The following is a 14,334-nucleotide window of genomic DNA, read 5'->3' as shown; positions in this document are numbered from 1 at the left end:
CTAATGGTCATTTTACTATTGACTGTTGGTCATTTTTGATGTATACTATGAATTGTTAAAAGACCGAAAGGTCAAAAACTATGTGAAGGGAATGACATTTGATGCAGAAATTTGGCAGAGGAGTTGTAAAGCTCCGAGTACCGATACTCATAGTCAGCGTTCTGCTGCTGATACCGTCAATATTCGGATTTGTCAGCACAAGAATAAACTATGATATTCTTTCATACCTCCCGTCAGACATTGAAACCATGAAAGGTCAGGATATAATGCTTGACGAGTTCGGCAAGGGTGGCTTTTCGTTGGTAATGCTTGACGGCATGGACGATAAGGACGTTGAAAAGGTCAAGGAGAAGATCGAAAAGGTAGACCACGTTTGCGATGTTCTCTGGTATGACACCTTGGCAGACGTTTCACTTCCAAAGGAAGTTCTTCCTGATGATATTTACGATTTCTTCAATACAGATAACTCCACAATGATGGCTGTCTTTTTTGACGAAGCGACCTCCGCTGACGGCTCACTTGAAGCTGTCAAGGAGATAAGAAGCATTGCCGGCGAGCAGTGTTTCGTAAGCGGTATGTCGTCAGTCGTTGAGGATATCAAGGATCTGACAATGCAGGAAGCTCCGATGTACGTTGTTATCGCAGTTATCCTTACAAGTATCATACTTGCACTTACAATGGATTCGTTCCTTATCCCACTGTTCTTTATGCTCAGCGTGGGCATGGCGATAATCTATAACATGGGAACGAACTTCATACAAGGCGAAATATCGTTCATCACCGAAGCTCTGGCGGCCGTGCTTCAGCTTGCGGTAACGATAGACTACTCGATCTTCCTGTGGCACAGCTACAAAGAGGAGAAAGAAAAGCACCCCGGTGACAACAAAGAGGCTATGGCAGTCGCCATCGGCAAAACTATCACCTCAGTTGTTTCAAGCTCCATAACAACAGTTGCAGGCTTCCTTGCACTTTGCTTCATGAGCTACGAGCTTGGCATGGACATGGGTATCGTAATGGCAAAGGGCGTTGTTATTGGCGTTATCTGCTGCATAACTGTTCTGCCTTCGATGATACTTGTATTCGACAAGGCACTTGAAAAAACAATGCACAAAGACCTTGTTCCAAGCCTTGAAAAGCCTTCAAAGTTCATTATCAAGCACCATGCAGCATTTATCGTACTCTTTATAGTTGTACTTATCCCTGCCGTGTATGGTCAGATAAACACCAATGTCTACTATAACCTGACAGATACTCTTCCAAAGGATCTCAACAGTGTTATCGCAAACACAAAGCTAGATGAGGAATACAACATGGCAACGACCCATATGCTCCTGGTTGACGCTGATATGAAGCCAAAGGAAGTAAACTCTATGCTCGACGAAATGGGCAAGGTTGACGGAGTAAGCTTCTCAATGTCACTGGATACTCTTATCGGTCCGTCTATCCCTCGTGAGATAGTTCCTGATTCAGTAACAAAGATACTCAAGAGCGACAAATGGCAGCTCATGCTGGTCGGCTCTGAATATAAGGTAGCTTCTGATGAAGAGAATGCCCAGATAGATGAGCTTAGCAAGATACTTAAATCCTACGATAAGGACGGAATGCTGATCGGTGAGGCGGCGGCAACAAAAGACCTTATCGACATAACAGATCATGACTTCAAGGTAGTAAATATAGTTTCTATCGCCGCTATCTTTATCATCATTCTTATTGCACTGCGTTCAGTTTCACTGCCTATCATTCTGGTAGCCGTTATCGAATTTGCTATCACAGTAAACATGGGTGTTCCGTGCTTTACGAATACCACCATACCGTTCATAGCGTCGGTAGTAATCGGTACTATCCAGCTTGGTGCAACAGTTGACTACGCTATCCTTATGACAACAAGATATAAGACCGAGCGTAACGCAGGCAAGGATAAGCATGAAGCTGTCACTATCGCACTCACCACTTCAATGAAGTCTATCATGGTCAGCGCACTTGGCTTCTTCGCTTCAACATTCGGCGTTGGGGTATATTCAAGCGTAGATATGATCTCACAGCTTTGTACGCTCATGTCAAGAGGTGCAATAATCAGTATGATAACTGTTATCTGCATACTTCCTTCAATGCTTATGCTGTTCGATAAGGTAATAATCAATACAACAATGGGCATGAAGAAAAAAGAAAATAAGCTTTATAAGCTTCCTGAAATTCACTAATTCGTAAAGGAGATATAGTTATGAAAAAGTATTCAAGAGTTCTTGCAGGCATACTTGCCGTACTTCTTTCCGCAGGCTGCACAGGTCTTTATGCAGCAGCTCAGTCAGACAGCTCTTCCGCTGCCGACAGCACTGCCTCAACAACAAAGAGCGAATCAGATAAAAAAGATACAAAAGATACAAAGAAAGCTGATAAGTCTGACAGCGATACAGAAAAGCAGGCTAAGGAAGAAACAGTTTATGTTATCACTGACGCTTCCGGCAACAAGACAAAAACAGTCGTTTCCAGCTGGCTGAAAAACCCACAGGGCGTAAAGAAGCTGGAGGACGTTTCCGACCTGACAGATATCGAGAATGTTAAAACAGACGAGGGCTTTACAGCCAATGGTGATAAGCTCACATGGGATACCGAGGGCGGAGATATCTACTATAAGGGCTATACCGATAAGGCACTCCCGGTTGATGTAAAGGTAACGTATACCCTTGACGGCAAGGAGATAAAGCCTGAGGACCTCGCAGGCAAGAGCGGTAAGCTTACAGTAAGATATGACTATACGAACAACGATAAGAAAACTGTCAAGATAAACGGCAAGAAAACAGATATCTATGTTCCATACCTTATGGCAACAACAGCTATCCTTGATACTAACGTTTATTCAAACGTTGAAGTAACAAATGGCAAGCTCATTTCAGACGGAAGCAGACAGATACTTATAGGCGTTGCAATGCCTGGCCTTACAAAGAGCCTTGATCTTCAGGATAACGAAGATATCGAGATACCGGAGTACGTTGAGTTCACAGCAGACGTAAAGGACTTCGAGTCAACAACTGCTCTCACAGTTGCAACATCTGACATCTTCTCAAAGCTTGACCTTAGCGATATCGGTGATGCTGACGATCTTCAGGATAAGCTTGATGAGCTTTCTGATGCTACAGACGAGCTTGTAGACGGCACAGCAAAGCTTTACGCAGGCATCAAGAAGCTGTCCGATTCCTCAGGAACACTTATCACAGGTATCGACAAGCTTTATTCAGGCTCTAAGTCACTTGACGATGGTGCAAAGACACTTAACAGCGGTGCAACAAAGCTCCGTGACGGAGCAAAGACCCTTGATTCTTCAACAGGCGAGCTTATGAGAGGTATCTCCACAGCTCATAGTGGTTCAACAGCCCTCCTCGGTGGTTTCGATCAGGTAAACAGTGGTATGTCAACCTTGAAGAACGGCTCATCATCACTTTCAAGCGGACTCTCACAGGTATCCTCAGGCGCACAGCAGGTAAATAACGGTGCTGCAAGCCTTGCCGCAGGCACAAATAAGCTTGTTACAGGCGTAGGCGACCTCCAGACAGGCTCTAAAAACCTTGCCGCAGGCACAAAGCAGACCTATGACGGTTCAACTGCACTGAAAAAAGGCGTTGCAACACTTAATGCAGGCGTTTCCACACTCTATGAAAAGGTGCAGACACTCCCTGCAAGCGTTGAACTTCTTTCAAATGGCATAACAAAGGTAGATAACGCACTTACACAGTCTATCGCATACGACCAGCAGGTACTCGCAGGACTTGAGCAGCTTCTCGGCAATTACGAAGAAGGCTCAGCAGAGTATACGAGCATAAGCAATATGATAGCAGCCGTAAATGGCTCTATCCAGTATCAGCAGGGCGCACAGAGCGGCCTTGGCGATGTTTCAACAGGTGTCGGCACAATGGCAACCGAGGGCAAACAGCTTGTTGACGGTGTAACTCAGATATACAATGGTCTTAACGATAAGAAGAAAGGTCTTGTCGCAGGCGTTGACAATTTGAATACAGGACTTAAAACAGTAAACGAGGGTGCTTCTGCACTTAACACCGGTATCGGCACACTTGCTAAGTCCAGCAAGGAGCTTAACAATGGTGCAGCTACACTCTCCGCAGGCACAAAGAACCTCTCCGCAGGAGTAAGCTCAGCACAGGCAGGCGCAAGCAAGCTTGATAAGGGTGTTGACAGCCTGAACTCAGGCGTATCAAAGCTTTCAAACGGCGCAAAAACTCTTGACAGCGGTCTTGGTCAGCTTGACAACGGCAGCAAGCAGCTAAAAGACGGTACTGCAACACTCTATTCATCACTTGTAGAGCTTGCACAGGGTACAACAACACTTTCAAGCGGCAGTGCAGAGCTGTTCAGCGGTATCGGTCAGCTCAAAGACGGCAGCTCACAGCTTTCATCAGGTGTTAAGAAGCTTGAAAGCGGTGCAAAGACCCTTAAAGACGGCATGGCTAAGTATAAGGACGAGGGCATCGGCAAGCTCCTTGACATCTACAACAACGACCTCAAGGGACTTATCGACAGACTTGACGCCCTCAAGACAGCAGCCGAGGATTCAACAACATTCTCAGGCGCAGCCGATGGCGTTGAAAGCTCAGTTAAGTATATTTACGAAACTGCGGCTATTGAAAAAGCAGACGAGTAATTTTTACTTCCCACACATAGCAAAGACCCCCTTGGACAGAAATGTCCGAGGGGGTCTTTGTATTTATAAATGTATTATCTGTACAAAAAAACGGACGGAATCTTTCCGCCCGTTTTATATATCCTACTGTCTTAGATAAACGCCGTTTTCTTCGATGTAGTCCTCCATGTCCTGCTTGTATTCAAGATCAAGAGAATCTTTAGGAAGTGCTTTCAGTGCTTTCTGACCAATGTCTTTTCTGAAATGCTCTCCCTCGAACTTTATCTTGGAAACAGCCTCGTAAGACTTGTCCAGTGCGCCCTGAAGCGTGTAAGCATTGCAGGTAACGCCCAGAACACGACCGCCGTTTGTGTAGAATTTGCCGTCCTCATACTTAGTGCCTGCGTGATAAATAAACGCTCCGTCTACCTGACCCTTGTCGTCCATACCGAACATCTCGATACCCTTTTTGTACTTAACAGGATATCCTCCGCTCGCCATAACAACACAAGTGCAGTAACCTGACTTCCAGCCGATCTTGACATCAGCCAGCCTGTGATCATAAATAGCCTCGAATATCTCGCACAGATCGCCCTCCAACATAGGAAGAACTACCTGCGTTTCAGGGTCGCCGAAACGGCAGTTGTATTCAATTACCTTTGGACCATTAGGGGTGAGCATAAGTCCGAAATACAAACAGCCCTCAAAAGTCCTGCCCTCAGCATTCATTGCATTGATAGTCGGCAGGAAGATCTTCTCCATGCACTCCTTGGCAATGTCCTCAGTGTAGTAAGGGTTAGGTGCAACAGTACCCATTCCGCCTGTGTTCAGACCCTTGTCGCCGTCCAATGCTCTCTTGTGATCCATTGAAGAGATCATAGGAACAACAGTCTTGCCGTCAGTGAATGAAAGCACAGAAACCTCTGGACCTGTGAGATATTCCTCCACAACGATAGTGGAACTGCTCTCACCGAACTGCTTGTCGTCTATCATTGAGTGTATAGCCTCCACAGCCTCTTTCTCACTCTCCGCCAGAATAACGCCCTTGCCAAGTGCAAGTCCGTCAGCTTTTATAACAGCAGGGTATGTGTTCTGTTCCTTGACATATTTTATAGCGTCCTCACTGTTTGTGAACACCTCGTATTTGGCTGTAGGAATATTGTATTTCTTCATTAGATCTTTAGAAAAGACCTTTGAACCCTCGATTATAGCCGCATTTTTCTTAGGACCAAAGGTCTTGAAGCCCTCAGCCTGCAAAGCGTCTACCATTCCAAGTACAAGCGGATCGTCAGGTGCAACAGCCACCATGTCTACTTTAAGCTTCTTTGCCAGAGCCACAACGCCCTCGATATCCGTTGCCGCAACATCAAAACATTCTGCATAGCGTGAAATGCCACCGTTTCCGGGTGTGCAGTAAAGCTTTCCTACCTTAGGGGACTCCGCAAGCTTCATAACGATAGCGTGTTCACGTCCGCCGCCGCCAACAACTAATATGTCCATTTTCAGACCTCCTCAGTGTGTTTTTCCAATTATAACAATACCGCACACCTATGCTGTGCGGTATCGTCATTTATTTACTTCGTATATTATTACTTAAGCTCAAAGCTGTCAAGAACTGTCTTGAACTCGTCAGAAAGCTTGCTGTAAGCGTTCTCGCTTGCACCATATGTGATAACAACAAGGTTGCCGTTGTCAGAAGTGATTATCTGATTGAGCAGTACCTTCTGTGAGCCGATCTCGCCTGTTACGTCAACAATGTAAGCGTCCTTGCCTGCAAACTTATCTTCCTTGTCGTTTGTAACAGTGTAGCCGTCCATGGAATTATATGTTTGCTTGATCTGGTCAGCATAATCACTTGCTGTAAGACCATTGAGCAGATCGTTTGACATTGAGATAACGTTGATAGAAGCAGACTCAAGCTCAGCATCATCGCCTGCGTCAGCGTATGTGAACATTACGTCAACACCAGCGGACTCCTGCATTGCCCACTTCTTTGAGTCGATCTTGAAAGTATACAGATCGCTTGTGTAAACATTATCCTTATAAGTTCCCTTAGCCTCGTCACCGGTGCTTGTTGTGTCGTTAGCAGACGTTGTTGTGTCAGCAGCTGACTCCTCAGGTGCTGCAGTTGTAGTTGTTGTGTCAGCCTTAGACTCGACAGCAGGTGCGGCTGTAGTTGTAGTAGTTGTTTTAGCCTCAACCTTTGACTCACTGCTTGAATCGCTTGACTCTGAGCAGCCTGTAACTGCAAATACCATTGACAGTGCCATGAGTGATGCAAGTAACTTTTTCATAATAAATTTCTCCTTTTCTTCTTGACCTTTATTGTTTTGCATTAATGCACAAAAATTAGTGATGGAATAATCTTATTCCGGTGAATGCCATTGCCATGTTGTACTTGTTGCAAGTCATGATAACATGATCGTCCCTGATAGATCCGCCCGGCTCGGCAATGTAAGCCACGCCGCTCTTTTTAGCTCTCTCGATGTTGTCGCCGAATGGGAAGAAAGCGTCAGAACCAAGGCAAACGTCTGTGTTCTTTGCAAGCCACTCCTTCTTCTCAGCCTCAGTGAGCACCTCAGGCTTTACCTTGAATGTGTTCTGCCATACGCCCTCAGCCAGTACATCATCATGCTCGTCAGAAATGTAAACATCGATAGCGTTATCTCTGTCAGGACGTCTTATGTTGTCAACGAACTGAAGTCCCAGAACCTTTGGGTGCTGTCTGAGCCACCAGATGTCAGCTTTGTTTCCTGCAAGTCTTGTGCAGTGTATTCTTGACTGCTGACCTGCACCGATACCAATAGCCTGACCGTCCTTTACATAGCAAACGCTGTTAGACTGTGTGTATTTAAGTGTGATAAGTGAGATAACAAGATCAGTTTTCTTGTCCTCAGGTATCTCCTTGTTGTCTGTCACGATATTTGTGAGCATATCGTTGTCTATTTTCAGCTCGTTTCGACCCTGTTCAAAAGTTACGCCGAAAACCTGCTTTCTCTCGATAGGTGCAGGAACATAGTTCTCATCTATCTTGATGATGTTGTATGTACCCTTTCTCTTTGACTTGAGTATCTCAAGAGCCTCGTCAGTGTAGCCGGGTGCAATGATACCGTCAGAAACCTCTCTCTGGATCATCTTTGCAGTGCAAGCGTCACACTCGTCAGAAAGTGCGATAAAATCGCCGTATGATGACATTCTGTCAGCACCTCTTGCTCTCGCATAAGCGCTTGCAAGTGGAGTAAGCTCGCCCAGATCGTCAACAAAATATATCTTCTTTTCGACCTCGCTCAAAGGCTTACCGATAGCAGCGCCAGCAGGTGAAACGTGCTTGAAAGAAGTTGCCGCACACATACCTGTTGCCTTTTTAAGCTCTCTTACCAACTGCCAGCCATTGAATGCGTCAAGCAGATTGATGTAACCCGGCTTGCCGTTGAGCACCTCGATAGGAAGATCCTTGCCCTCCTCCATAAATACTCTTGACGGCTTCTGATTAGGGTTGCAGCCGTATTTCAAAAGCATTTCATTTGCCATAATTTTTACCTCCGTTTATTTAACCTATTCACTCCGCAGATATTACTTGCTGTACTTATTAACGATCTTAGAAACAGCCTTGCCGCTTGCGATATCAATGTATCTTACAAACAGCGATACCTTGTTGTCCTCGTTGAGTGCTTCCCAAAGCTTGCCCGTGAACTCCTCGATATCGTTCGGTATCTCAACCTTCTTAGGCTCGCCCTCAAAGCTTGGCAGAGGATTGCCGTCACCCATATAAGTGTGGATAAAATGGCCCACGCCGTCAAGAGGGTTGGTGTATGTGTAAGTAAATCTCTCGCAGCAGTCAGGGTTGCCGTCAGCGGATTTGAGTATGCTCATAGCATAATTATATGCGCCGTTCTCAACGTGCATGATACCTGAAATACGAGGAGTGTAGTTTGGAGCGTCGTCCTCATACTCTCTCGTCCTCAGTGACTGCTCAAAAGTCTGCTGCTTGTCCATAAGCTCGTAGATAGTGTCCGTCTGATCACCGTTTGTAACGATAGTTTTGTTTCCAAGCACACGAACAGGGGAGTATATAATAAGGTGTGGGTCAGAAAGCTTGCTTGGGTCAGCAGCCTCAGTCTTGATACCGTCCTCAGTTTCCGTGAAAACTCTGTTTCTGGAATTAACACTTCTGCCCATGATAAAATAAGCCGTTACCGCACTCTTTCCGTCAGCAGACTTGCCTATAACTATTCCTCTGCCCGGATATGAGTTGCTTTTAAGCTCGTCATAAATATTAAGGGTCTTCATATCTTGTCCTCCATAATTTTTCTCAGTCTTTAAGGTCAACGTAAGCCTTGCCGTCCTTAATGCTTATCCTGTCCTCGCAGAACAGCGAAACCGCCTTAGGCAAAAGCTTCCATTCAACGTTTTCCATTATCTTCTTCTGCAAACTTTCAGGCGTTTCGTCATTGGCTACATCTACAGCACCCTGCAAAATTATCGCACCTGCGTCAGCCTTTTCGTTTACAAAATGTATAGTCGCACCCGATACCTTTACACCGTATTCCAAAGCCTTTTCATGAACTTTAAGCCCATAAAAACCCTCGCCGCAGAATGACGGTATCAGTGCAGGGTGAACGTTTATTATCCTGTAAGGATAAGCCTTTGTGACGCACTCGTCAAGAATGACCATAAATCCGGCCAGCACCACAAGGTCAGCACCTTGTCTGTTAAGCTCAGCCAGAATAGCCTCGCTGTAACTCTTGCTGTCAGCATATTCCTTTCTCGGAATAACAACAGTGCCGATACCTGCATTTTTCGCCCTCTCCAGAGCATAAGCACCCTCCTTCGAGGATATAACGCAGGTTATCCTGCCGTTTTTTATAATGCCGCTTTTTTCAGCGTCAATAAGCGCCTGTAAGTTTGTTCCGCCGCCCGAAACAAGAACGCATATCTTCTTCATATCTCTTTACCCTTAGCAGATGATAACGCCCATGTCAGAGTCAACAAGCTCGCCCAGAACGTAAGCTTCTTCGCCTGCCGCCTTGATAGCTTCGATAGCCTTGTCAGCGTCAGCCTTGTCAACAACAACTGTCATACCAACGCCCATGTTGAATGTGTTGAACATATCTCTCTCAGGAATGTTTCCTGTCTTTGCGATAACGTCGAAAATAGGAAGCACCTGAACGTCGCTTCTTGCTATCTTAACAGAAAGACCGCTTGGAAGTGAACGTGGAATGTTCTCATAGAATCCGCCGCCTGTGATGTGAGATATAGCCTTTACCTTAACAGAATCAAGCAGGCTCATAACAGCCTTTACATATATCTTTGTAGGCGTGAGAAGTGTCTCGCCAAGTGTCTTGCCAAGCTCGTCATAGTGAACAGAAAGAGTCTTTTCGTCAACGCTGAATACCTTTCTTACCAGTGAGAAGCCGTTTGAGTGAACACCGCTTGACTTGATAGCTATCATAACGTCACCGGCCTTCTGAGTGCTTGGGTCAAGTATCTTGTCCTTGTCAACAACGCCAACAGAGAAGCCTGCAAGGTCATATTCGTCAACAGGGTAGAAACCAGGCATCTCAGCAGTTTCGCCACCGATAAGCGCACAGCCTGACTGTACACAGCCCTCAGCAACACCTGAAACTATCTGAGCTATCTTCTCAGGATAGTTCTTGCCAACAGCGATGTAGTCAAGGAAAAACTGTGGCTTTGCACCGCAGCAGATAATGTCGTTTACGCACATTGCCACGCAGTCGATACCAACTGTGTCATGCTTGTCCATAAGAAAAGCTATCTTGAGCTTTGTGCCAACGCCGTCTGTGCCTGAAACGAGAACAGGCTTTGTGATACCTGTCATGTCAAGCTCAAACAGACCGCCGAAGCCGCCGATGCCGCTGAGAACACCGCTCGTCATGGTCCTTGCAACGTGCTGCTTCATAAGCTCAACTGCCTTGTAGCCTGCCGTTACGTCAACGCCTGCTTCCTTGTAGCTGTTTGAAAAACTGTTTGTATTCATGATAAAATATCCTTTCAGTTATTTACTTCTTTTCCGATATCTTCGATTCAAATTTGTCCTTAGGCATATCCTTAGGAACTTCGATAGGGTATTTCTCTGTAAAGCAGCCTACGCAGAAATCACACTTTGAATTTCCCGCAAGCTTTTTAACGCTTTCAACACTGAGATATCCCAAGCTGTCTGCACCGATATATTCGCATATTTCTTCATTGGTCATCCTGCAGGCGATAAGATTTTCCTTGCTGTCTATATCCGTTCCGAAATAGCATGGTGCAATGAAAGCAGGGGAGGAGATACGAACGTGAACTTCCTTTGCACCTGCGTCCCTCAGCAGCTTGACGATACGTCCCGAAGTCGTTCCTCTGACGATACTGTCGTCTATCATAACGACCCTCTTGCCCTTAACAGTGCTTGAAATAGCGTTGAGCTTTATTTTGACGGAGTTCGTCCTCTCTGTCTGGCTAGGTTGAATGAACGTCCTGCCTATGTATCTGTTCTTGATAAATCCAATGCCGTATGGTATGCCGCTTTCCTGAGAAAATCCCAGCGCAGCGTCAAGTCCCGAGTCAGGCACGCCTATGACAATATCAGCGTCAACAGGGTGTTCTCTCCAAAGATATTTTCCTGCCCTGAGCCTTGCCATGTGAACGCTCGACCCCTCGATAACAGAGTCAGGTCTGGCAAAATATACATATTCAAATACGCATATAGTACCCTTTTTACCGCAGTGAGTTGTGATAGAGTTGACACCGTTTTTGTCAATAACTATCATTTCACCTGGTTTAAGATCTCTTATGTATTCAGCGCCGATGCTGTCAAAAGCACAGTCTCCGACGCTACCACATAGCCGTCGTCTATCTTTCCGAGGCAAAGTGGTCTAAAGCCGTCAGGATCTCTCGCCGCAATAAGCTTTGTCGGCGACATAACGAGCAGCGAATACGCACCCTTTATCCTGTACATTGCCTTTTCAAGTGCCGCCTGTATAGACGGTGCTTTAAGACGTTCCTCGGTTATGGCGTATGATATGACCTCAGTATCATTTGTGCTGTGGAATATCATGCCCTTGTTTTCATATTGCTCTCTAAGTTCTCTTGCGTTAGTAAGATTTCCGTTGTGAGCGATAGCCATAGGACCCTTTATGTGACGAACAACAAGCGGCTGAGCGTTTGAAGCATTGCAGTTGCCTGTAGTCGAATATCTCACATGACCTATAGCAATGTTGCCCTTGCCGAGCCGTCCGAGAGTTTCCTTGTCAAAAACCTGATTGACAAGACCCACGTCCTTGTGATAGCTGAACACGCCGTCGTCGTTTACAACGATACCGCAGCTTTCCTGACCTCTGTGCTGTAATGCGTAAAGAGATACATAAGTCTGAGCCGCAACATCGCTTGTCTTGTTAGTATAAATGCCGAAAACGCCGCATTCTTCATGGATACCTGTTACCAATTAGATCATTCCCTTCCGTTCCAGCAGTAGGTGCAAAGCTCACAGCTTGGCAGTCCCACAGCCTTTACAGTGCCTTCAAGCGACTGGAATTCAACAGAGGTAAGTTTAAGTCTCCTGCATATCTCGTCCCTGAGAAATTTTCCTCTCTCCGTGCTTGAATCGCTGTATTCTTCAATGTATTTAACTCCCTCGATACCCTCGTTCTCATCAATGATCTGTCTTGCGATAAGTTCAAGTTCCGAGGTGCTGCGTGAAAAGTTAAGATACTTGCAGCCATACATGATAGGAGGACAGGCTGATCTCATGTGGACTTCCTTTGCACCGTTCTCATAAAGAAACTCAACAGTCTCTCTCATTTGAGTTCCTCTGACGATACTGTCGTCAACGAACAGAAGCTTCTTGCCCTCGATAAGTTCGTGAACAGGTATAAGCTTCATCTTCGCAACTCTGTTTCTCATAGACTGGCTTGTTGGCATAAAGCTTCTAGGCCATGTAGGAGTGTACTTGATGAACGGTCTTGCAAAAGGTATGCCGCTTTTGTTTGCATATCCTATAGCGTGAGGAACGCCCGAATCAGGTATTCCGCAAACGAAATCAACGTCAGGAAGCCTGCCGTTTTTCATATCGTTCTCCGCCATTATCTCGCCGTTGCGTGTTCGCATAAGTTCAACGTTCACGCCCTCATAGCAAGCGGTAGGGTAGCCGTAATAAGTCCAAAGGAAAGTGCAGATCTTTTTCTTGTCTGTACCCTCGCTGAGAATATTGTAGCCGTCCTTGGTTATCTCAGTTATCTCTCCCGCCTTTAACTCGTGACAGGTGGAGTATCCAAGCTTCTGATATGCAAATGATTCAAAAGAAAAGCAATATCCGTCAGAACGCTGTCCTATTATAATAGGAAGCCGTCCGTCCTTATCTCTGGCAACGATCATCGACTTGTCTGTCATTATTGCAAGTGACATCGTGCTTCTATCTTGTCCTGTGCGTATCTTATGCCGTCAACAAAACTGTCCTTCTGTGCGATCAGCGCACCGATAAGCCCTGCGGAATTGATAGCGCCGCTGCTCATTGTTTCAAAGTTTGCGCAGCCCTTTTCAAGCAGTTCGTCAGCCAGTTTAGCGGCATTTTGTATAACACCGATAGAGCACACTGCGTAAAGTCCTAACTTGGAGCGTACCATTATCGGCTGAGGATCTGTGTCGCTTATGCAGCCGATACAGATGTTTCCTCTCATTTTGTCAACGTCTTTTTCAAATTTAGTACGAAATGGTGAGTTTTCAATGCTGTGAATATTTCTCTGAAAGCCAAGCTCAGGGGAGAATGAAGTCATTCCGCCCCGCCTTGTGCCTAAGTGTGAATGATAGTCGGTCCCGAAGAAAACGTCCTGAATACAGTCATTAGCTGAAACAGCTCCGAAAAAACCGCCCATAAAAATTATTCTCCCATTACTCTCTTTATCATCTCATGGTAAGCCTCTTCAACGCCGCCCATGTCTCTTCTGAATCTGTCTTTGTCGAGCTTCTCATGTGTCTTAGAATCCCAGAAACGGCAAGTATCAGGTGAGATCTCGTCAGCAAGAAGTATCTTTCCGTGGAATCTGCCGAACTCGATCTTGAAGTCGATAAGGTCAATGCCGATGTTCTTGAAGAAGCCGAGCATGAATTCATTTACCTTGAAAGCATACTTTGTGATATCCTCGATCTCTTCCTCAGTAGCAAGGCCAAGACCAAGAGCATAGTACTTGTTGATGAATGGGTCGCCAAGCTCGTCGCACTTGTAGCTGAACTCAAGTGTAGGCTGCTTGAGCTTTGTGCCTTCCTCGATACCGAGCTTCTTTGAGAAGCTTCCTGCTGCAACGTTTCTTACGATAACTTCCAGCGGAACGATCTCGACCTTCTTAACGATAGTCTCTCTGTCAGAGATCTCCTCAACAAGATGAGTAGGGATACCCTCTTTTTCAAGAAGCTTGAACATATAGTTTGTCATTTTGTTATTGATAGCACCCTTGCCAACGATAGTGCCTTTTTTCTCGCCGTTGAAAGCAGTAGCGTCGTCCTTGTAATCAACGATAACAAGATCAGGGTCGTTTGTAGCGAATACTTTCTTAGCCTTGCCCTCATAGAGCTGTTCTGTCTTTACAATGTTTTCCATAGATTTATTCCTCCATAAATTTATTTACATTATTTATATGATACACCGAAAACATATCCACTGCCGTTTTAATATGTAGGGGCGAACATCGTTCGCCCGCCGACAGCAG

Annotated in this window: 9 protein-coding genes and 2 pseudogenes; 2 read left to right on the top strand and 9 right to left on the bottom strand. The window is 45.6% G+C overall.

Annotated features, from left to right (window positions below; genetic code table 11):
• Positions 1–101 precede the first annotated feature (101 nt).
• The gene (locus DW793_RS04085) at positions 102–2,201 is read left to right on the top strand and encodes an efflux RND transporter permease subunit (protein WP_118157138.1); all 2,100 of its coding nucleotides are present in this window, start codon (positions 102–104) and stop codon (positions 2,199–2,201) included.
• Between the two features lie 20 nt (positions 2,202–2,221).
• Positions 2,222–4,654, top strand: coding sequence for a hypothetical protein (locus DW793_RS04080; RefSeq protein ID WP_118157137.1), 2,433 nt, complete (start codon positions 2,222–2,224; stop codon positions 4,652–4,654).
• Between the two features lie 123 nt (positions 4,655–4,777).
• Here the strand turns inward: DW793_RS04080 and purD are convergent, their stop codons facing one another.
• The 9 genes and pseudogenes from purD to purC all read right to left on the bottom strand — a co-directional run bounded on the left by purD (position 4,778) and on the right by purC (position 14,225).
• Positions 4,778–6,133, bottom strand: a complete 1,356-nt coding sequence (gene purD, locus DW793_RS04075; RefSeq protein WP_118157136.1) for a phosphoribosylamine--glycine ligase — start codon at positions 6,131–6,133, stop codon at positions 4,778–4,780.
• 89 nt (positions 6,134–6,222) lie between these two features.
• Positions 6,223–6,927, bottom strand: a complete 705-nt coding sequence (locus DW793_RS04070) for a PsbP-related protein (protein ID WP_181983439.1) — start codon at positions 6,925–6,927, stop codon at positions 6,223–6,225.
• Positions 6,928–6,982: 55 nt separating this feature from the next.
• Entirely contained in the window at positions 6,983–8,164 is a 1,182-nt protein-coding gene (locus DW793_RS04065) for a phosphoribosylaminoimidazolecarboxamide formyltransferase (protein WP_117896655.1), read from the bottom strand.
• A gap of 42 nt (positions 8,165–8,206) precedes the next feature.
• On the bottom strand, positions 8,207–8,923 hold the full coding sequence (locus DW793_RS04060; RefSeq protein ID WP_046440844.1) for an IMP cyclohydrolase: 717 nt from the start codon (positions 8,921–8,923) through the stop codon (positions 8,207–8,209).
• A gap of 22 nt (positions 8,924–8,945) precedes the next feature.
• Positions 8,946–9,578: a phosphoribosylglycinamide formyltransferase gene (gene purN / locus DW793_RS04055; RefSeq protein ID WP_118157135.1), complete on the bottom strand. Its 633-nt coding sequence runs from the start codon at positions 9,576–9,578 to the stop codon at positions 8,946–8,948.
• Between the two features lie 12 nt (positions 9,579–9,590).
• Entirely contained in the window at positions 9,591–10,631 is a 1,041-nt protein-coding gene (gene purM / locus DW793_RS04050; protein ID WP_022287349.1) for a phosphoribosylformylglycinamidine cyclo-ligase, read from the bottom strand.
• A 22-nt stretch (positions 10,632–10,653) separates the two neighbouring features.
• Positions 10,654–12,077: pseudogene (gene purF, locus DW793_RS04045) on the bottom strand (amidophosphoribosyltransferase).
• Positions 12,078–12,082: 5 nt separating this feature from the next.
• Positions 12,083–13,503: pseudogene (locus DW793_RS04040) on the bottom strand (amidophosphoribosyltransferase).
• Positions 13,504–13,508: 5 nt separating this feature from the next.
• Positions 13,509–14,225, bottom strand: coding sequence for a phosphoribosylaminoimidazolesuccinocarboxamide synthase (gene purC / locus DW793_RS04035; protein ID WP_022287346.1), 717 nt, complete (start codon positions 14,223–14,225; stop codon positions 13,509–13,511).
• Between the last annotated feature and the right edge of the window lie 109 nt (positions 14,226–14,334).

Source organism: Ruminococcus sp. AM31-15AC, assembly GCF_003462045.1.
GTDB classification, from domain to species: Bacteria; Bacillota; Clostridia; order Oscillospirales; family Ruminococcaceae; genus Hominimerdicola; species Hominimerdicola aceti.
The sequence above is the reverse complement of the archived record's forward strand: the minus strand, read 5'-3'. Positions and strand labels throughout refer to the sequence as shown.